At 72.0% G+C, this 18,665-nt stretch carries 21 protein-coding genes; 15 read left to right on the plus strand and 6 right to left on the minus strand.

Features of this window, described 5'->3' with window-relative positions:
• Nucleotides 1-167: 167 nt before the first annotated feature.
• From V7004_RS01915 to V7004_RS01940, 6 genes are all read left to right on the plus strand, one after another.
• A complete protein-coding gene (locus V7004_RS01915) occupies nt 168-803 on the plus strand; it encodes a peptidoglycan-binding domain-containing protein (RefSeq protein ID WP_334141553.1) in 636 nt (211 codons plus the stop codon).
• Nucleotides 804-813: 10 nt separating this feature from the next.
• A complete protein-coding gene (locus V7004_RS01920) occupies nt 814-1,401 on the plus strand; it encodes a GNAT family N-acetyltransferase (RefSeq protein ID WP_334141556.1) in 588 nt (195 codons plus the stop codon).
• Nucleotides 1,402-1,537: 136 nt separating this feature from the next.
• Nucleotides 1,538-3,619, plus strand: coding sequence for a sodium-translocating pyrophosphatase (locus tag V7004_RS01925; RefSeq protein ID WP_334141558.1), 2,082 nt, complete (start codon nt 1,538-1,540; stop codon nt 3,617-3,619).
• A gap of 36 nt (nt 3,620-3,655) precedes the next feature.
• A complete protein-coding gene (locus V7004_RS01930; protein ID WP_334141560.1) occupies nt 3,656-3,841 on the plus strand; it encodes a hypothetical protein in 186 nt (61 codons plus the stop codon).
• A gap of 19 nt (nt 3,842-3,860) precedes the next feature.
• Nucleotides 3,861-4,301 carry a gamma-glutamylcyclotransferase family protein gene (locus V7004_RS01935; RefSeq protein WP_334141563.1) on the plus strand — a complete coding sequence of 147 codons (441 nt, stop codon included), beginning with the start codon at nt 3,861-3,863 and terminating at the stop codon, nt 4,299-4,301.
• Nucleotides 4,231-5,097, plus strand: coding sequence for a hypothetical protein (locus V7004_RS01940; protein ID WP_334141566.1), 867 nt, complete (start codon nt 4,231-4,233; stop codon nt 5,095-5,097). The genes V7004_RS01935 and V7004_RS01940 overlap by 71 nt, the downstream gene beginning before the upstream one ends.
• Here the strand turns inward: V7004_RS01940 and V7004_RS01945 are convergent.
• Together V7004_RS01945 and V7004_RS01950 are read right to left on the minus strand one after the other, a co-directional pair.
• On the minus strand, nt 5,064-5,783 hold the full coding sequence (locus V7004_RS01945; protein WP_334141568.1) for an NUDIX hydrolase: 720 nt from the start codon (nt 5,781-5,783) through the stop codon (nt 5,064-5,066). The two genes, V7004_RS01940 and V7004_RS01945, sit on opposite strands and share 34 nt — an antisense overlap.
• Nucleotides 5,780-6,259, minus strand: coding sequence for a VOC family protein (locus V7004_RS01950; protein WP_334141570.1), 480 nt, complete (start codon nt 6,257-6,259; stop codon nt 5,780-5,782). Before V7004_RS01950 ends, V7004_RS01945 begins: the two co-directional genes overlap by 4 nt.
• 62 nt (nt 6,260-6,321) lie before the next feature.
• On the opposite strand from V7004_RS01950, the gene V7004_RS01955 reads away from it, so the two are divergent.
• From V7004_RS01955 to V7004_RS01975, 5 genes are all read left to right on the plus strand, one after another.
• Complete coding sequence (locus V7004_RS01955) at nt 6,322-7,011, plus strand: TetR/AcrR family transcriptional regulator (protein WP_334141572.1); 690 nt, start codon at nt 6,322-6,324, stop codon at nt 7,009-7,011.
• Nucleotides 7,008-8,159 carry an amidohydrolase family protein gene (locus V7004_RS01960; RefSeq protein WP_334141574.1) on the plus strand — a complete coding sequence of 384 codons (1,152 nt, stop codon included), beginning with the start codon at nt 7,008-7,010 and terminating at the stop codon, nt 8,157-8,159. Before V7004_RS01955 ends, V7004_RS01960 begins: the two co-directional genes overlap by 4 nt.
• Nucleotides 8,159-9,901: an N-acyl-D-amino-acid deacylase family protein gene (locus tag V7004_RS01965; protein ID WP_334141577.1), complete on the plus strand. Its 1,743-nt coding sequence runs from the start codon at nt 8,159-8,161 to the stop codon at nt 9,899-9,901. Before V7004_RS01960 ends, V7004_RS01965 begins: the two co-directional genes overlap by 1 nt.
• A gap of 61 nt (nt 9,902-9,962) precedes the next feature.
• Nucleotides 9,963-11,198 carry a cytochrome P450 gene (locus tag V7004_RS01970; protein ID WP_334141579.1) on the plus strand — a complete coding sequence of 412 codons (1,236 nt, stop codon included), beginning with the start codon at nt 9,963-9,965 and terminating at the stop codon, nt 11,196-11,198.
• A complete protein-coding gene (locus V7004_RS01975; protein WP_334141581.1) occupies nt 11,195-11,386 on the plus strand; it encodes a ferredoxin in 192 nt (63 codons plus the stop codon). Before V7004_RS01970 ends, V7004_RS01975 begins: the two co-directional genes overlap by 4 nt.
• A gap of 1 nt (nt 11,387) precedes the next feature.
• Here the strand turns inward: V7004_RS01975 and rsgA are convergent, their stop codons facing one another.
• Nucleotides 11,388-12,470: a ribosome small subunit-dependent GTPase A gene (gene rsgA, locus V7004_RS01980; RefSeq protein ID WP_334141584.1), complete on the minus strand. Its 1,083-nt coding sequence runs from the start codon at nt 12,468-12,470 to the stop codon at nt 11,388-11,390.
• Nucleotides 12,471-12,540: 70 nt separating this feature from the next.
• On the opposite strand from rsgA, the gene V7004_RS01985 reads away from it, so the two are divergent.
• On the plus strand, nt 12,541-13,407 hold the full coding sequence (locus tag V7004_RS01985; protein ID WP_334141587.1) for an SDR family oxidoreductase: 867 nt from the start codon (nt 12,541-12,543) through the stop codon (nt 13,405-13,407).
• Between the two features lie 43 nt (nt 13,408-13,450).
• On the opposite strand, the gene V7004_RS01990 is transcribed toward V7004_RS01985, so the two are convergent.
• Nucleotides 13,451-14,272 carry an MBL fold metallo-hydrolase gene (locus V7004_RS01990; RefSeq protein WP_334141589.1) on the minus strand — a complete coding sequence of 274 codons (822 nt, stop codon included), beginning with the start codon at nt 14,270-14,272 and terminating at the stop codon, nt 13,451-13,453.
• A gap of 124 nt (nt 14,273-14,396) precedes the next feature.
• Between V7004_RS01990 and V7004_RS01995 the strand changes: the two genes are divergently transcribed.
• On the plus strand, nt 14,397-14,618 hold the full coding sequence (locus V7004_RS01995) for a hypothetical protein (RefSeq protein WP_334141592.1): 222 nt from the start codon (nt 14,397-14,399) through the stop codon (nt 14,616-14,618).
• A 4-nt stretch (nt 14,619-14,622) separates the two neighbouring features.
• Here V7004_RS01995 and V7004_RS02000 read toward each other — a convergent pair whose 3' ends face one another.
• Complete coding sequence (locus tag V7004_RS02000) at nt 14,623-15,402, minus strand: SDR family oxidoreductase (RefSeq protein WP_334141595.1); 780 nt, start codon at nt 15,400-15,402, stop codon at nt 14,623-14,625.
• Between the two features lie 2 nt (nt 15,403-15,404).
• The gene (locus tag V7004_RS02005) at nt 15,405-15,902 is read right to left on the minus strand and encodes a nuclear transport factor 2 family protein (protein ID WP_334141598.1); all 498 of its coding nucleotides are present in this window, start codon (nt 15,900-15,902) and stop codon (nt 15,405-15,407) included.
• Between the two features lie 212 nt (nt 15,903-16,114).
• Here V7004_RS02005 and V7004_RS02010 point away from each other — a divergent pair, with 212 nt between their 5' ends.
• Both V7004_RS02010 and V7004_RS02015 read left to right on the plus strand, forming a co-directional pair.
• Complete coding sequence (locus tag V7004_RS02010; RefSeq protein ID WP_334141602.1) at nt 16,115-18,235, plus strand: sensor domain-containing protein; 2,121 nt, start codon at nt 16,115-16,117, stop codon at nt 18,233-18,235.
• A 5-nt stretch (nt 18,236-18,240) separates the two neighbouring features.
• Entirely contained in the window at nt 18,241-18,654 is a 414-nt protein-coding gene (locus V7004_RS02015) for a VOC family protein (RefSeq protein ID WP_334141606.1), read from the plus strand.
• Nucleotides 18,655-18,665 lie beyond the last annotated feature (11 nt).

Consider the following 18,665-nt stretch of genomic DNA (forward strand, 5'->3'; position numbering starts at 1 on the left):
TAGCACGCACGGGGTCCCGCGCCCAGGGCCCGTTGAGGCAATTCAACGGCGGGCGGCACGATCCCGGCGGGGTTCACCGGTTCCCCCGGCCACCCGATGGCAACTGGTAGCGTCCCGCCGTCGTTTCACACCGGGAGGAGCTCGTGATCACCATTCGCCGACGTCGCTTGACGATCGCTGCCGGCGTCGCCGCCGCCGTCCTGGTCCTCGCCGCCTGCGGGAAGGACAAGCAGGAGTCGTCTGCGTCCACCACCACGGCCGCGGCCAGCGGCACCACGGTCGTGCCCAGCAACGCGGCGACCGTGCGCTACGACGAGCAGATCCAGCAGTGGCTGACCGAGGTCGGCTGCAACCCCGGTGGGGTGGACGGTGTCATCGGCCCGCACACGGAGGCCGCCATCGTCGAGTTCCAGCAGGCGGAGGGCCTGGCGGCGAACGGTGAGATGGACGCGGCCACCACGAAGGCGCTCGAAGCGGCTGCTCAGGCGGGGAAGAAGGTGTGCAGCACCACCGGGACCACCGCCTCCACGACCACCACCACGACCGGTGGGCAGGCCCCCTGCACCCCGACCGCGCTGGTGGCGGCCATCCCGCAGGGCGATGTGATCACCGGCTACGTCTGCGCCGATGGCTACGCCGGGGTGACCGGCACGGTGGGCAGCGGGGCCACGTCCACCTTCCACGTGGTGCTGAAGTCCGAGAACGGGGCCTGGACCAACCTCGGTGACGAGCCCTGTGGGGCAGCCAGCGCCGGCATCGCGCCCGCGGTGCTGGAGATGGGCTGCCCGCCCGAGCAGGGCTGACCGCCACCCCATGACCGGGCGGGCCGAGCTGCGCACCGAGCGGCTCGTCCTGCGGCGCTGGCGCCCGGAGGACCGCGAGCCGTTCGCAGCGCTCAATGCGGATCCGGAGGTGATGCGCTGGTTCCCGAAGCTGTTGAATCGGGAGGAGTCCGATGCGCTCGTCGACCGCATCGAGGCCGCCTTCGAGCGCGACGGCTTCGGGTTCTGGGCGGTCGAGGTCCCGGGCGGGGAGCCCTTCATCGGGTTCGTCGGCCTGGGACCGGTACCGTTCGAGGCGCACTTCACACCCGCCGTGGAGATCGGCTGGCGTCTGGTCCGCAGCGCGTGGGGTCGGGGGTACGCCACCGAGGCAGCCCGCCGGGTGCTCGACGCCTCGTTCCATTCGTTCGACCTTGACGAGGTGGTGTCGTACACCGTGGCCGGTAACCGCCGTTCGCGGCGGGTCATGGAGCGGCTGGGCATGACCCGCGACCCCCGCGACGACTTCGAGCACCCGCTGGTCGAGGCCGGCACGGCCCTCACCTGGCACGTGCTCTACCGCCTCTCGCGAACCGGGTTCGCGGCCGGTGCGCCCGGTGCAGCGTCCCCCCGCGGCTGATCCCGGCCAGCGTGCGCGAGGAGTGGTGTGGGACCGCCTAGGCTCCTGTGCCGTCCCGACGAGACGCGCCGTGGCCAACCGAGAGCCGGCCGAGGGCCGGCGGGCCGGTGCGGCGCTGCCTGCAAGGAGTTGATGCATGGACGCCGTCCCCTACGTGAGCGCACTCGCGGCCCTCGCCGGCCTGGTGCTCGCCGCGTTCTTCTTCGGTGTGGTGAAGAAGGCCGACCCCGGCAACGACCGCATGGTGGAGTTGATGAACGCGATCCAGCAGGGGGCCCGTGCATTCCTGCGTCGCGAGTACACCTGGGTGGCCGGTTTCGTGGTGATCATGGCCGTGCTCATCGCGGTGCTTCTCGACTACGGGCGGCCGTGGGGCGCGATCGCCTACGTGGCCGGCGCCTGCTTTTCCGGGCTGGCGGGCTTCGTCGGCATGACCGTCGCCACCATGGCGAATGCTCGCACCACCCAGGCGGCGCGCACCGGGCCGCAGGCCGCGCTGCCGCTGGCCTTCAAGGGCGGCGCGGTGATGGGGTTCACCGTCGCCGGGCTGGCCCTGTTCGGCCTGTCGGTGGCCTACATCGTGTTCGTGAAGGTGCTGAAGGTCGACCAGGCGTTCGAGGTGGTGACTGCCTTCGGGCTGGGTGCCAGCTCGATCGCGCTGTTCAGCCGGGTCGGGGGCGGCATCTACACCAAGGCCGCCGACGTGGGCGCGGACCTGGTGGGCAAGGTCGAGGCCGGCATCCCCGAAGACGATCCCCGCAACCCCGCCACCATCGCGGACAACGTGGGCGACAACGTCGGTGACGTGGCCGGGATGGGCGCCGACCTGTTCGAGAGCTACGCGGGATCGCTGATCGCGCCGATCGCCCTGGCCGCCTTCGCGTTCGCGGGCAACCAGGCGTTCCAGGAGCGGGCGCTGCTGTTCCCGCTGGCCATCGGGGCGTTCGGCATGGTGGCCTCGATCATCGGCGCGTTCACCGTGCGGGCGAAGGCCGATGCCACGAGCAAGGACCTGGCTCGCTCGCTCCACATGGGCACCAACGTGGCCGCTGTGCTGACCGTGGTGCTGGCGTTCGTGTTCGGCTACCTCTTCTTCAACGACGTGGAAGGGGTCGAGAACTGGTGGGGCATGCCCCTGGCGGTGGTGCTCGGCCTGGGGGTGGGGATGGGCATCGGCTTCGTCTCGGAGTTCTTCACCTCTGACCACTACAGCCCGGTGCGCAAGATCGCCCGCCAGAGCGAGACGGGCCCGGCCACCACGGTCCTGAGCGGCGTCTCGGCGGGTCTGCTCTCGGTGGCCCCCGCGGTGCTGCTGATCCTCGTGGCCGTGGGCGGTGCCTACTGGGCGGCCGACCACGCGTTGCCCGGCAACGACCTGTCGGGCATCTACGGCATCGCCATCGCGGCCATCGGCATGCTGGCCACCACCGGCGTGGTGGTCAGTGTCGACGCCTACGGGCCGATCGCGGACAACGCCGGCGGCATCGCGGAGATGGCGCACCTGCCGTCGGAGGTCCGGGACGTGACCGATTCGCTCGACGCGCTGGGCAATACCACCGCCGCCGTGGCGAAGGGCTTCGCGGTCGGCTCCGCGGCGGTCACCGCGTTGGCCTTGTTCAAGGCCTTCCAGCAGGCGGTGGAGAGCGGCGGCCAGACACTCGACCTCAACCTGGGTGACGTCTGGGTCTTCGCCGGCGTGTTCCTCGGGGCCATGCTGCCGTTCCTGTTCGCGGCCCTCACCATCGACGCGGTCGGTCGGGCCGCGAACCGCATGATCGAGGAGGTCCGCCGCCAGTTCCGCGAGATCCCCGGCCTACGCGAGGGGAAGGAGGGCGTGGTGCCCGACTACGCCAGCTGCGTGACCATCTCGACGGACGCCGCGCTGAAGGAGATGCTGCTGCCCGGCGCGCTCGCGATCGTGATCCCGCTGGTGCTCGGCTTCGTGAGCATCGACGCCCTCGGGGGCTTCCTCGCCGGGGCGCTGGTGTCAGGTTTCGCGCTGGCCATCTTCATGGCGAACGCCGGCGGCGCGTGGGACAACGCGAAGAAGCACATCGAAGCCGGTAGCCACGGCGGCAAGGGTTCCGACTCGCACAAGGCGGCCGTGGTGGGCGACACCGTGGGCGACCCGTTCAAGGACACCTCGGGCCCGTCCATGAACATCCTCATCAAGGTCATGACCATCGTGGCGCTGGTCTTCGTGCCCGCCTTCCTCTGAGCCGGCAACCGTCGCTCCACACTCCAGGAGGTCCTGATGCCAGACGTGAGCCTGACCGACGACGAGGTGGCGCTGCTCGCCGAGCTGCTCGACCAGACGCTGGCCGACATGCGCTACGAGATCGCGGACACCGACAACTCCCGCTTCCGCGACGAGATGCGCGAGCGCTACTCGCGGATCGAAGCCATCGCCGCGAAGCTCGGGCGGCCGGCGGGAGGATGAGCCCGGCCTAGCTGCGCTGATGGAGCCCGAGCTGCTCGCGCTGTACGGCACCCTCATGAGTGGTGAGGGTGGTCAGGAGCGGCTCGGGCTCCGGGGTCGGCTGCAGTCGCTCGGGCGGTGCGTGCTGGCGGGCACCCTCGTCGAGCTCGGCTGGTACCCGGGGTTGGTGCTCCAGCCCGCCGGCCGGGTCATCGGCGAGCTCGTCCGGGTCGCCGACGCGGGGGTGCTCGAGGTCCTCGACCGCTACGAGGGATTCGATCCCGCGTCCCCCGAGGGGTCGCTGTTCGTCCGCACCCGGCTCGTCACGCTCGAGCCGGGCGTCGAGGCGTGGGCCTATGTCTTCACCGGCGAGGTCCCGGCCGGCAGGGTCATCGCGTCGGGTGACTGGCGTGCCCACCGGGCCGCTGGCCCCGCCGACCCGGCTGGCCCCGCCGACCCGGCTGGCTCCGGCGGCACGTGAGCGGCTGGTGGCGCCGGGTGATCGGCGCCGATCGCTGGGACGGGACCACCGGGCGCGGCCCCGCTCCGCCAACGGAGCGTCGTCGTTCCACCTCGCCTGGCAGGTGCCTCCCGGCGAGTGGGTGGCGGCGGAGGCGACACTCGAGGTCACCGTGGCCCCCTCGGTGGACGCCCTCTACTTCTGGGCGTTGCAGGTGTCCTTCACCGAGGCCGGGCGCCACGGGGGTGCCGCGCATCTCGGCCTGCAGTGGCACCCCGGCCACCCCGGGCGCACCGCCATCAACTGGGGCGGCTACGGGGCCGGGGGAGTGGAGCTGGCTGGCAGCACGTCCCTGCTGCCGTCGGCGACCGGCAACCCCAACACCCGGGACTTCGCCTGGCACCCGGCCCGGCCCTACCGGTTGCGGATCCGGCGATCGGGCGGGCTGGCGCCGGGCGCACCGCCGGGGGCCACGAGCTGGCGGGGCGAGGTGGTGGACCTGGCAGGTGGTGGCCCGGTCACGGTGGTGCGGGAGCTGTTCGCGCCGGGACGGCACCTCGCTGACGCGCTGGTGTGGTCCGAGGTGTTCGCCGACTGCGACGCGCCACCCACCGAGGTCCGCTGGCGCGAGCTGGCGCTCATCGACGAGCGCGGGCGCAGCGTGCCGGTGCCGGCGGTGCGGGTGAACTACCAGGCCGCCCCCGACGGTGGATGCTCGCAGACCGACAGCTCGGTGGAGGCCCGGGCGTTCGTCCAGCGGACCTCGACCCCGCGAGCCACCCCTCAGGGGGCGTTGCTGTCGGTGTCGCGCTCGTAGCGCCAGCCGCTTTCGAGCATCCACAGGCGATGGCGAGGGCCGTGGACCGCCGCGTCGGCGGTCTCGTAGCCGGCGTCGCCGTGGTAGAGGGCCACCGCACCACCCTCGACCATCGCGAAGCGGGTGGCGAAGTGCTCGGCGGGGCGCGCCGCCAGCGCGTCGAGGGCCTCGGTCACGGTGCGGTAGGGCCGGAGCTGCTCCAGGGTGATCCAGGTCGGCGGCGCCAGCTCGATCTCGAGGGCGTTGCGCCGGGCCATCGCCTCGGCGGGGGTGGTCCAGCAGTGCTCCTCGATCTCCCCGCCGTCGACCACCACCTCGGTGTCGGGGGCCCGGGTGGCGAAGAACCAGGTGGCGTACCGGCGCATCCGCACCGGGGGCGGGGTCCAGTGCGAGAACCACACCAGGCGCTGCTCCTCGAGCACCAGGCCCGCTTCCTCCCGGGCTTCGCGCACCGCGGCCCGCCGTGCCGCGGCTTCGAGGTCGCCGGGGTGGCCGGCCACCCGGTCGGCCTCGTCGACCCGCCCGCCGGGCCACACCCACATCCCGCCCGCGAACGCCAGTGCCGAGTTGCGGCGCAGCATCAACGTCTCCAGCCCGTCCGACCCGTCGCGCAACGGGACGACGGTCGCCGCGGGGATGGTGGGGACGTCGGGGTCGGGCTCGGGAAGGGACACGGGCTCGCTCACCGCTCGCCGCGGGAGCCGTAGCGCGCCAGCTCGCGATCGAGGTCCAGGGACATCACCGGTGCCCGGCCCTCGTACGCGTCCCAGTCACTGCGGGGGACGAGGTACATGATCTCGAACTCGTTGCCATCCGGATCGACACCGTAGAGCGACTTGCTGGTGCCGTGGTCGGATGCGCCCGCCAGCGCGCCCAGCTCCCGCAGCGTCGCCGCCGCGCCGGCGAGGTCCTCGATGGTGTCGACCTGCCAGGCGAGGTGGTAGAGACCCACCGACCCGGGAGGGGGCGATGGCGCAGTGGGCCCCACCGCGAACAGGCCGAGGTCGTGGTGGTTGCCCGAGCCTGCGGCCCGCAGGAACGCAGCCCGGCCGGGGACCTGCTCCACCACCTCGAAGCCGAACGCCTCGCGGTAGAAGGCCACGCTGCGGTCGACGTCCCGCACGTAGAGCACCGCGTGGTTGAGACGCCTGACGGGGATCATGCCTCCATCCAACCGCGGGAGGGCCTTGTTCCATCCTGCTCGGGCTGTCATGATTCCGGAGAATGCCATTCTCCCATCACGAGATCTCTGCTATCCCTGCCTGGCAGGCCCGGGCGCTCGACCGCTCGCTGTCAGAGGCGAGGGCTCGTTCGGTCGAGCGGCTCTCGCGCTTCGTCGCTGCCGCCCGTTCGCTCGCCACCGAGTCGGCCAGCGCGGCATTCACCGTTCAGCAGGTCGTCGAACGCTCCGGGCAGTCGCTCAAGAGCTTCTACCGGCTCTTCGACGGCAAGGACGACCTCCTGCTCGCGCTGCTGGAGGAGGACTGCGCGGTCGGCGCCCTCTTCCTCGCCGAGATGGTCGAGGCCCACGACGACCCGGTCGAGCGGGTTCGGGCGTGGGTCACCGGCCTGTTCGAGCTGATGGCCGCCGGCGACGAGGGCTACGTCGGGGTGCTGGTACGAGAGTACGGCCGGCTCTCGGAGGAGCGGCCCGACCAGATGGAGCAGGCGGTGGCGCCGTTCCTCGACCTGCTGGTGGACCTGCTCGAGCGGGCGCAGGACAGCGGGGCGGCCCGAGCGCAGGACACCCGGCGGGACGCGACGCTGGTCTTCACGCTGGTGCTGCGCTGCATCCACGAGCTGGCCCTGGGCCGGGATCCCCGCCCGCCGAGCGAGGTCGCCGAGCACGTGTGGTCCTTCTGCTGGCACGGCATGTCGGAACCCGACGGCACGGCGAGACGGAACCGGCGATGACCCTGCGCATCATCTCCGTGGACGACCACGTGATCGAGCCCGCCCACCTCTTCGAGGGCCGCCTGCCCGCCGCCCTCCAGCCGGACGCCCCGCGGATCGTCACCGCGGCGGACGGCACCGAGGCCTGGGAGTACGACGGGCAGCGCTACCCCCAGATCGGGCTCAACGCGGTGGTCGGTCGCCCCAAGGACCAGTGGAGCATGGACCCGGCCCGGTTCGACGAGATGCGCCGAGGCTGCTGGGACCCGGTGGCCCGGGTCGCCGACATGGACCTCGACGGCGTCGACGTCCAGCTCTGCTACCCCTCGCTGATCGCCGGGTTCGCGGGCACGGTCTTCCTCCGCAGCCGCGACCCGCGCCTCGGCCTGGCCTGCGTGCGGGCCTGGAACGACTGGCAGCTCGAGGAGTGGGTCGGGTCGAACCCCGAACGGTTCATCCCCCTCCAGCTGCCGTGGCTCGCCGATCCCGTGCTCGCGGCGGAGGAGGTGCGGGCCAACGCGGCCCGAGGCTTCAAGGCGGTGAGTTTCCTCGAGAACCCGGTCGATGTGGGCCTGCCCTCGCTGCACACCGACCACTGGGACCCGTTCCTCGCTGCCTGCGAGGAGACCGGCACGGTGGTGTGCCTCCATTGCGCCTCGTCCGGCTGGTCGGCATCGCGCTCGCCGGGAGCGCCCCTCGAGTTGCTCACCAGCCTGTTCCCGGTGAACGCGCTGGTCGCCGCGGCTGACTGGCTGTGGTCCGGGGTGCCCGTGCGCTTCCCGCACCTGAAGATCTGCCTGGCCGAGAGCGGCATCGACTGGGTGCCGATGCTGATCCACCGTCTCGACTACGTGATGGACCACTCCGCCACCGGTGGCGGTGCCTGGGCTGACCGTGAGCACCGCCCCAGCGAGGTGCTCCGGCGCAACTTCTGGTTCTCCGTGATCGACCTCAACGCCAGCCTGGTGCTCCGCCACGAGATCGGCGTGGAGCACATCGTGCTGGAGAGCGACTACCCCCACGCCGACTCCACCTGGCCGCAGACCCGCACCCGGGCCGAGCAGGCCCTCGCGCCGCTCCCGGTGGAGGAGGCGGAGATGATCGCGTGGCGCAACGCCAGCCGGCTGTTCCGCCACGAGCTCCCGACCTCGACCCGGAAGGCGGCCTGATGCTCGACCTGCTGATCCGTGGCGGCACGGTGGTGGACGGAACCGGGGCACCCGGCCGGGTGGCGGACGTGGCGGTTCGCGGCGGGCGCGTGGTGGGGATCGGCGCGCCCGGTGCCATCGGCGAACCGGCCCGCCGCACCATCGACGCCACCGGCCTGGTGGTGGCGCCCGGATTCGTCGACCTGCACACCCACTACGACGCCCAGCTGCTGTGGGACCCCACCGCCAGCCCGTCCCCCTTGCACGGGGTCACCACGGTCTTCGGCGGCAACTGCGGCTTCGCGCTCGCACCCGCCGGCGGCGACCACGCGGGCTACCTGGCCCGGATGATGTCGCGGGTCGAGGGCATCCCCCTCGCCGCCCTCGAAGCCGGGCTGGACTGGGAGTGGACCTCGTTCGGGGACTGGCTCGGCCGGCTGCCCGGCTCGATCGCGGTGAACGCGGGCTTCCTCGCCGCCCACTCGCCGATCCGGCGCGCGGTCATGGGCGACGACGCGGTGGGTCATCCGGCGAGCGCCGAGCAGATCGAGGCCATGGCCTCCCTGCTGCGGGAGGCGCTCGCCGCGGGCGCGTTGGGCTTGTCGACCTCGCGGGCGCCGACCCACCACGACGGCGAGGGCAACCCGGTGCCGTCGCGGGCGGCGACCGACGAGGAGGTGTTCCGGCTCTGCGACGTGGTGGGCGAGTTCCCCGGCACCCAGCTCGAGGCCATCGTGCCCGGCTGCATCAACGGCTTCAGCCCCGACGAGGTGACGTTCCTGTCCACCATGTCGGCCCGCGCCGACCGCCCCCTCAACTGGAACGTGCTCGGTGTGGGGCACAACGACAGCTGGCGGGAGCAGCTCGCGCTGTCGGACCGGGCGGCGGAGGCCGGCGGTCGGGTGGTGGCGCTCACCCTGCCGCAGGGGATGAAGCTGCGGCTGACGTTCCTGTCCGGCATGATCCTCGACGCTCTTCCCGGGTGGGCGGACCTGTTCGGGTTGCCGGTGGACGAGCGGCTGGCCGCGCTGCGCGACCCGGCGACCCGCCGCCGCCTCGACGAGGGGGCGCGGTCGCCCGACGCGGGGGCCATCGGCGCGCTGGCCCGCTGGAAGCACCTGCGGGTGGTGGAGACCTTCTCGCCGGAGACCGCACCGTACGAGGGCCTCACGGTGGGGGAGATCGCCGAGCGGACCGGGGCGGAGCCCTTCGACGCGCTCTGCGACGTGGTGATCGCCGACGGGCTGCGCACCGGGTTGTCGCCGGGCATGCTCCCCGAGAGCGACGAGCTGTGGCGCACCCGGGCCGAGGTGTGGCGCGACCCGCGCACCGTGGTCGGCGCCTCCGATGCCGGCGCCCACCTGGACATGATGTGTGGGGCGACCTACAGCTCGTTCCTGGTCGGCGAAGCCGTGCGCGACCGCGAGCTGCTGACCATGGAGGAGGCGGTCCACCAGCTCACCGCGGTGCCTGCCCGCCTGTACGGCCTCGTGGACCGGGGGGTCCTGGTCGAGGGCGTGCACGCGGACATCACCATCTTCGACCCCGCCACCGTGGGGCCGCGCCCGGAGCGCACCCTCGACGACCTGCCCGGCGGGGCCAGCCGGCTGGTCGCCGAGGCGGACGGCATCGAGCACGTGCTGGTCAACGGCGTCGAGATCGTGCGCGCCGGCGCCTTCACCGGTGCCACACCCGGCACCGTGCTGCGCTCCGGCGAGGCCACCACCACCGTGACCGCCCGCCCGGCGGAGCCGTCCCGATGAACCCCGCTCGTCGCCCGGCGCGCCACCAGCCGTGCCGTACCGCAAGCCCGGAGGACTCCACGTGACCTACACACCTCCAGCCGTCAACCCCGACTCGCGGGAAGCGAACCCGTACCGGCCCGACGTGGCGGCCGACCCGCTGGCGTTCTACGACCAGCTCCGCACCCAGTGCCCGATCGCCAACATGGAAGGGGTGCCCTCCGGCACCCACATCATCAGCTGCTACGAGGACGTGAAGTTCGCGCTCCGGCACCCGGAGATCTTCTCGTCGGACGTGGTGGCGGTGGACATCGGCCAGGACCGGCCGCTGATCCCGCTGCAGATCGACCCGCCGGGCCATGCCAAGTACCGCCGCCTCATGGACCCCCAGCTCGGCCCCAAGGAGATCGCCTACCTCGAGTCCGACACCCGGGCGCTGGTGAACGACATCGTCGACCGGTTCATCGGTCGCGGCAGCTGCGACTTCCACGCCGAGTTCTCGGTGCCGTTCCCCGGCACGGTGTTCCTCCAGCTCACCGGCCTGCCGCTCGACGACCTCGAGCGGTTCCTGACCTGGAAGGACAACATCATCCGCCCCGACGTGCCCCTCGGCGACACGCAGGCCGCTCAGGAGGTGCGCTACGCGACCGGCCGGGCGATGTACGAGTACTTCGAGGGGGTCATCGAGGACCGGCTCACCAACCCCGGCGAGGACGTGATCTCGCGCTTCGTGCACGGCGACCTCGAGGGCCGGACCCTCAGCCGGGACGAGATCGCCGATGTGCTGTACCTGTTCATCCTGGGCGGGCTCGACACCGTCACCTCGACCCTCGACTGCAGCATCGCCTACCTGGCGCAGCACCCGGCGCATCGCCAGACCCTGGTCGAGGACCCCTCGCTCGTGCCGGCCGCGGTGGAGGAGCTGCTGCGGTTGCACACCCCGGTCATGCAGGTGATGCGGGTGGTCAAGCAGGAGCACGAGATGCACGGGGTCAGGATGCTGCCCGGTGACCACGTGATCGTCATGCTCGGCGCGGCCGACACCGACCCAGCGGAGTTCGGACAGACGGCCGGTGAGCTGCACGTCGGGCGTGACGCCAACCGTCATTTCGCCTTCGGGGGAGGCCCGCACCGCTGCCTCGGCTCGCACCTCGCCCGCCTCGAGCTGCGGGTCGCGCTCGAGGAGCTGCACCGGCGGATCCCGGACTACGCCGTGGCCGAGGGGGCCGAGCTGTACTACTCGCCGGGCATCCGCGAGATCGCCTCGCTGCCCCTCGTGTTCGAGCCCGGCCCCACGCTGGGAGGAGCCGCATCGTGAAGATCCGCTTCGAGGCGTCCGCCTGCGTCGGTCACGGCCGCTGCTACGCCCTGGCCCCGGAGGTCTACGACGCCGACGACCAGGGGCACTGCATCGTCAGGTACGAGGTGGTGCCACCCGAACTGGAGGAGCAGGCCCGGGCCGGCGCGGCCAACTGCCCCGAGGCCGCGCTCGCGGTGGAGGACTGACTCAGCGGCCGCGCCTGGGCCCGGCCCGGTGGGCCTTCCGGGTGGCCGCGCCTTGGCGCCGCCGCTCCTGCCGGGCCAGCGCCTCGCGGCGCGCTTCGGCTTCCTGCGCCTCCCGGCGGAGCACGGCATAGCGGGCCAGGCGGGCCGGGTCCAGGGTCCCCGCTTCCGCGGCGGCTCGCACCGCGCAGCCCGGTTCACGTTGGTGCCCGCAGTCGCGGAAGCGGCATCCCGCGGCGAGCTCCTCGATGTCGGAGAAGGCGAGCGCCAGGCCCTCTTCGGCCTCCCACAGCCCGAGTCCCCGCAGCCCCGGGGTGTCGATGAGCACGCCGCCGGTGGGTACGAGGAGCAGGTCGCGGGTGACGGTGGTGTGCCGGCCCTTCGCGTCACCGGCCCGCACCCCTCGGGTGGCCTGTACCTCCTCGCCCACCAGGCGGTTGGCAAGGGTGGACTTGCCCGCCCCCGACTCCCCGAGCATCACCGCGGTGCGGTTCGGGCGGAGCAGCTCCCGGATGGGCTCGAGCCCGGTGCCCCGGCGCGCGCTGACCGCCAGGACCTCCACGCCCGGCGCCAGCGCCGCCAGCGCCTCGAGGGTCGGCGTCGGGTCGTCCACCAGGTCGGTCTTCGTCGCCACCACGGTCGGTTGCGCGCCGCCCTCCCAGGCGAGCACGAGGGTGCGTTCCAGTCGGCCGCCGCGCACCGGCCGATCGAGGCCGTGCACCACCAGCACCGAGTCGACGTTCGCCGCCAGCACCTGCTCGCGGTGGCCGAGCGCGTCGACGCGGGTGATGGCCGAGAAGCGGGGGAGGACTCCGGCGATGGTGCCGTGGCCACCGGCGTCCGCAGCCGCAACCGCCACCCAGTCGCCGGTGGTGGGTATGCGCTCGGCGCCGTCGCTCCAGGCGGCGGCGCTGGCGGGGGCCGTGAACGTGCCCGACGCGGCTTGCAGGAGGACCCGCCCCCGGTCGGCCCGCACCACCCGCGCCGCGATGGTCCCCCGGGGCGCGCCGGCCCACCAGCGCTCCACGCGCTCGTCCCATCCCCAGGCGTGGAGAGGGTGGCGCTCCCCGGCGCGAATGCCGGTCATCGAGCTAGTTTGCTCCAACCCTTACCGGAGCGGACATCCAAGCGGACACCCAGTGGACGAGCCACCTGACATGCGAGGCAAGGTCGTGCTCATCACGGGCGGCAACTCCGGCATCGGTCGGGCCGCGGCGGTGGAGCTCGCCCGGCTGGGCGCGACGGTGCTCATCACAGCCCGGGACGAGGCGAAGGGCGCCGACGCGCTGGCCGAGCTGCGCCGCCGGTCCGGTCGCGACGACGCCGCGGTCCTGCCGCTCGACCTCGGCGACCTGCGCTCGGTACGCGCCCTGGCGGAGCGGGTGCTCGGTGAGTACGACCGCCTCGACGTTCTGGTCAACAACGCCGGTGGGGTGCTCTCGGAGCGCAGGCTCACCGCTGACGGCTTCGAGGCCACGTTCGGGGTCAACCACCTCGGCCACTTCCTGCTCACCGAGCTGCTGGTCGACCGCCTGAGGCGATCGGCGCCGGCGCGGATCGTGAACGTGTCGTCGGTGGCCCACCGCTTCGTCGTTGGCGGGTTCTCCTTCGCCGATCCGCAGTTCGAGCGCCGGCGGTACCGGGGCGTGGCGGCCTACAACCAGTCCAAGCTGGCCAACATCCTCTTCACCATGGAGCTGGCGCGGCGCCTGGCCGGCACGGGGGTCACCGCCAACGCGATGCACCCCGGCGCGGTGGCCACCGGCTTCGGGTCCGCGGACGACACCAGGGGCATCGAGCGGGCGGCCATGGTGCTTGGCCGGCCGTTCCTGATCAGCCCGGAGCGGGGAGCCCGCACGCTCGTCTACCTGGCATCGTCGTCCGCGGTCGCCGGGGTGACCGGTGGCTACTTCGTGCGCTGCCGCATGCACACCCCGAGCCGGGCGGCGCGCGATCCTCGGGCGGCGCGCCGGCTGTGGGAGCTGAGCGAGGAGTTGCTCGAGCAGGCCGCTGCCGGACGCTGAGCTGGCCGGACAACCCCGGGCGGTTCCGGCGACCGGGGCGTGATCACGCCAGTCCCGCGAGCCGCAGCATGGATGGGGGCACGCCGTCGTCGCCCGCAGCCAGCATGGCGGCCCGCTCGACGTTGACCGCGTCGAGATGGCGATCGGCCCATCGGTCCCACGGCCCCGGCGGCACCCGCGAGGGGTCGCCGCCCGCTTCGACGCAGGAGTAGAGGTAGGCCTGTAGGGCCAAGAGGTCGTCCGCGCCGCCCACCGGGCCGATGCCGGGCACGATGGTGGTGGCGAGGCCTGCCAGCTCGCTGAGCGCGTCGGCCCAGGCCTCCGGGTCACCGTCGAACGCGTTGGGGGTGACCCCGAAGCTGCACATCGCTCCGGCGAAGAGGACGTCGGCTGCTGGCAGCAGGGCGACGAGGTTCTCATGTTGTTGGCCGGCGGTGGGCAGCGCGCACACCGTCGGTGAGAGCCACGCCGCGGTATCGACGGTGTGGGATACCGGCCGGGTGGCGAAGTCGTCGTCGAAGGCCTGCGCGTGGTCGGGGTAGAGGGCCCGGTAGACCGCGGGGTTCGCCGGCTGGTCGAGCAGGGCGCTGGTCTGGCGGCGGCCGTAGCGGGCGGCCATCCAGAACACCGAGGACCCACCGGTGAATTCCACGTGGCTGCTCGTGTACACCACGCGCCGGACGGGCAGCTGGCTGGCGGCGATCTCCTCCGCCAGTGGCGCGGCGAGCGCCGGTGCCAGCAGGCAGTCGATGAGGGTCACCCCGTCGTCATCGACGATCACCCCGGCATTGGTCTGGCCGTGGCCGGCCGGTTCGCTCAGCCACGTGTGCACTCCTGGCGCGAGCTGCTGTAGGTGACCCCCCACGGTGGGCACGCTACCCGCCAGTACCACCCACCGAACTGTTCATGAGAGCGCGGTTGGGGGCCGCGGATCGGTGAACAGTTCGGGGAGAGTCGGGGAGAAGGGGCCGCCGGTAAGCTGCCGGCCCGTGGCCAACCGGAAGAAGACCCAGAAGAAGCGCAAGCCGAGCCGGCCGCTCCCGAAGGTGGGATCGCCGAAGGACGACGCCTACCGGCTCGAGCACAGTCGCCAGGATCTGGTCGACTTCGGTCTGGCCGATCCCAAGCGAGGGCCGGTCAACTGGATCATCGTCGGAGTGATCGTGGCTCTCCTGGGCCTGGGCTGCCTGGCGCTCATCATGTTCACCTGACCGCTCACGCGGTGGTGGCGATGCCCCCGTCGACCGGGATCACGGCCCCCGTCAGGTAGGAGCCCGCCCTCGAGCTGAGGAAGATCGCGGTGCCGGCCATGTCGTCGGGCTCGCCGATGCGCCCGAGCGGGCATTGGGCCCGGATCACGTCGCCGAAGGCGTCGAGGGTGGCGGCCATCATCTTGCTCTCGAAGGGCCCGGGGGCGATGGCGTTGACCGTGATGTGGTCCCGGGCCAGCCGCTTGGCCAGCACCCGGGTGAGGTGGTGCACCGCGGCCTTGCTGGCCGAGTACGAGTACGTCTCGAACTCGGGTACCCGGAGGCCGTCGATGGAGCCGATGTTGATCACCCGGGCGGGATCGGCGGGTGAGCCGGCCGCGGCGAGGCTCGGCACGAGCGCCTGCGTCAGGTGGAACACGCCTTTCACGTTCAGGTCGAGCACCCGGTCCCAGGCGGAGTCGGGGAACTCGGCGAGCGGCGCGCCCCAGTTGGCGCCGGCGTTGTTGACCAGGATGTCGAGCGCACCGTCGAAGTGGTTGCTCACCTCGGCGGCGAGCCGGCGGCACTCGTCCGCGGTCGACAGGTCGGCCGGCATCGCCACGCACTCACCGATCCGGCCGAGTTCCTCGGCCACCTGGTCGCACACGTCCGCCTTACGCGAGGAGATGACCACCCGGGCTCCCGCCTCGACGAACCCGCGGGCGATCATCAGGCCGATGCCTCGGCTGCCCCCGGTGACGAGCGCGGTCTTGCCTTGGATCGAGAACAGGTCGGCAGCAGGCATGTTCACTCCCGTGGGAGGTCGATGAGCAGGTGGTCGTGGACGTCGCCGTAGAACTGCGGGAGCAGCATCCGCTCGGTGAACCGCCACTCGCCCGGCCCTGGCCCCGCCGGGCCGGAGCCTCCCCCGCGACGCTCGAAGCGGTCCCGGTAGCGGCCGGCGGCGATCGGCTGGAGGGCCACGGCCGGGGTTTGCTGCAGCACAGTGAAGTAGGAGCGAGCGTGAGCGGTCGCCGCACCGGCGTCGAGCTCGACGATGACGTTGGTGGTGACGTGGAGGGTGCGGGGCGTGCCGTCGTCGTGCAGGCGGGTGGTGGTGCGGTAGAGGGCGGTCACCGCATCGGCTCCTTCGGCCAGCACGGTGCCGTCCTCGAGCACGATCCGCCCCCACGCGAACAGTTCACCAAGGCCCTTGAAGTCGCCCTTGTCGATGAGCTGCGCATAGCGATGGATCAGGGCCTCGATCTGGCGATGGTCGCCGGGAGATGCTGGGCGGTCAGGCACGGGCCCGCAGGCTACGGGACCTGTCGGGAGCGAACCAGCAGCACCCTACGATGGCTGGACGGGTGCCGACGGGACCACTGCGTCCAAGCAGATGCAGGCGTATGCTGACGGGCGCATCAGCGGCGCCGGTGGCGGGCCGGGACCACGGGTGGGGGAGACGAGGCGGAACCGCGCCCACCGCTTCGACGAGGAAGAGCGTGAACGGGAGTCCGATGGCTGAGGATCCGCCCCGGCGGGGACCTGTGGCGCCGCAGCACCAGCGCGCGGGCTCGAACCTCACGCTGGCTCGCCACATCAGCCGCGTTGCGGCCATCTTCGACGCGGTGCCGGTCGGTGTGGGGGTCTGGTCGGTCGACGGGGAGCTCCTACACGCCAACCCGGTGTTCTGCGACCTGTTGCAGGTCCGTCGTGACGAGCTGGTGGGCCAGCCCTTCGAAGCATTCATCGAGCCGAGACGGGCGCCGGACGTGCGCCAGTTCGTCGAGGACCTCTGGCGAGGGGAGCGGAACCACTTCGCCTGCGACCTGCGCTGCCGCGGGGTCGACGGTTCCGACCGGTGGATGCGGGCCGTCCTCACCGCCGTGTACGGGCCCGCGGCACGGCCCGCCTACCTGCTGTCGCAGATCTTCGACTTCGCGGACAGCCGGATCCACACGTCTGCGGGCGAGCGGATGGCCAGCGAGGCGCCGGTGATGCTCTGGCTCACCGACGAAACCGGTGTCCCTCGGGTCGGGAACCGCAAGACCTACGAGTTCCTCGGCGAGCCGGTTCTCGGCGGTGAGCTGCGGCGGAGCGTTTTCGAGCGCACCCACCCCGGCGACTATGCGCGGCTCGCCGAGCAGATCCGCGAGCGGGTGCGCTCGTTGAGGCCGCTCGACGTCGTGGCCCGCTCCCGCCGGGCCGACGGCACCTGGCGGGCCCTCCACCACCGGGCCGAGCCGGTGTTCGCGCCCGACGGTCGGTTCACCGGCTATGCCGGGGTGAGCCTCGACGTGACCGAGCAGGAGCGGCTGCGGGCGGAGCTGGCCGAGACCCGTCGCCTGTTCCGCTCCATCACCGAAGCCGGGCCGGTCGCCGTGGCCCGCCTCGACCGGCACGGTCGCATCACCTACGCCAACTCCCGCTGGGGGGAGGTTCTCGACGACCCCGATGTGCAGTTGCTCGGTCTGAGCTGGCAGAGCCTGCTCGCGCCCGAGCAGCTCCGCGAGCTGATCGAGCTGGGTCGGTCCGCAGCCGAGACCGGCACGCCGTTCGAGCGCCGGGTCTCCAGGCTCGACACGGGGGTGTTCGTGCTCGACCCCGGGAGCGACCTGTCGGGGGCCCGATCGTGGGCGGTGCTGCGAGTGGTGCCGGTGTTCGACGACGCGGGCCGGCGGGACGGGTGGATCGCCACCTTCACCGACATCTCCGCCGAGATGGCGGCGGACTCCCGCGCTGATCGCCTGGCCCACGTGCTCGACGCCGGATCGGACTTCCTGATGATCGCCGAGCGCAGCGGGGCCATCACCTACGTGAACAACGCCGCCCAGGACGTCCTGGGGATCACCGCCTTCGATCCCCGCTCGGGGTCGGAGACGCCCGACTTCCTCACCGACGTGTTCGACGGCGACTCGCTCGAGCTGTACCACGAGGTGATCGAGCCGGTGCTCGCGGGGGAGGGGCTCTGGCGGGGCGAGCTGGCCTTCCGCTCCCGGGAGGGCACCATCATCCCGGTGTCCGCCCTGATCCTCGCCCACCGTAATGAGTACGGGCGGATCGAGTCGGTGTCCGCCGTGGCCCGCGACATCAGCGACCTGAAGATGGCGCAGAGCCAGCTGCGTGAGCTGGCCACCCACGACTACCTCACAGGCATGCCCAACCGGGTGTTGCTCTACGATCGGTTGGAGCAGGCGCTGAACCGTTACCACCGCTACGGTCAGCCGGTCGCGCTGCTGTACCTCGATCTCGATCGCTTCAAGCCGGTCAACGACGACTACGGCCACCACGTGGGCGACCAGGTCCTGCAGAAGATCGCGGATCGCATCAACCGCGTGGTGCGCGACACCGACACCGCGGCTCGCATCGGTGGGGACGAGTTCTGCGTGCTCGTGGAGGGCATCGACGATCCCGACGGGTTGCGAGGGGTGGCCGACCGGCTGATCGAGGCCCTCGACGAGCCGATCATCGTCGGGGGGGCCGAGGCGCACGTCGGGTGCTCGATCGGTCTGGTATCGGTCGACGACAGCTGCGCGGACGCGGATGCACTGATGGCCCTGGCCGACGCGGCGATGTACCAGGCGAAGGCCGCGGGGCGAGGCTGCTGCGTCGTCTATGAGCCGGGTGGCTCGCCGTGACGGCGATGGGGTCGTGGCCGGGCGGGCCGATCATCGCGTTGCACCACGTGTCGCTGACGGTGTCCGATCTCGAGCGCTCCGTGCCCTGGTACCAGGAGACGCTTGGTCTCAACGTCGTGGGTGACCAGCACCACGACGAGGGTCGCACGGTGGTGCTGGCCGCCACGAACGGGACGTTCACCCTGCTGCTGCAGGAGCACAAGGCGCACGAGGGCACGTCGTTCAGCGAGTTCCGTCCGGGTCTCGACCACCTGTCGTTCCGCCTCGCCGACGTCGAGGCGCTCGAGTGCTGGCGGGCTCGGCTGGAGGAGCTCGGGGTGGATCACCAGCCGGTGCGCCACGAGCCTTTCGGCTCGGTGCTGATCTTCCGTGACCCGGACCGCATCCAGCTCGAGCTGTTCGTCGACCCCGCCGTCTGACCCCCTGACCC

Source organism: Rhabdothermincola sp. (assembly GCF_036846205.1).
In the GTDB taxonomy this organism is placed as follows: Bacteria; Actinomycetota; Acidimicrobiia; order Acidimicrobiales; family Acidimicrobilacustridaceae; genus Rhabdothermincola.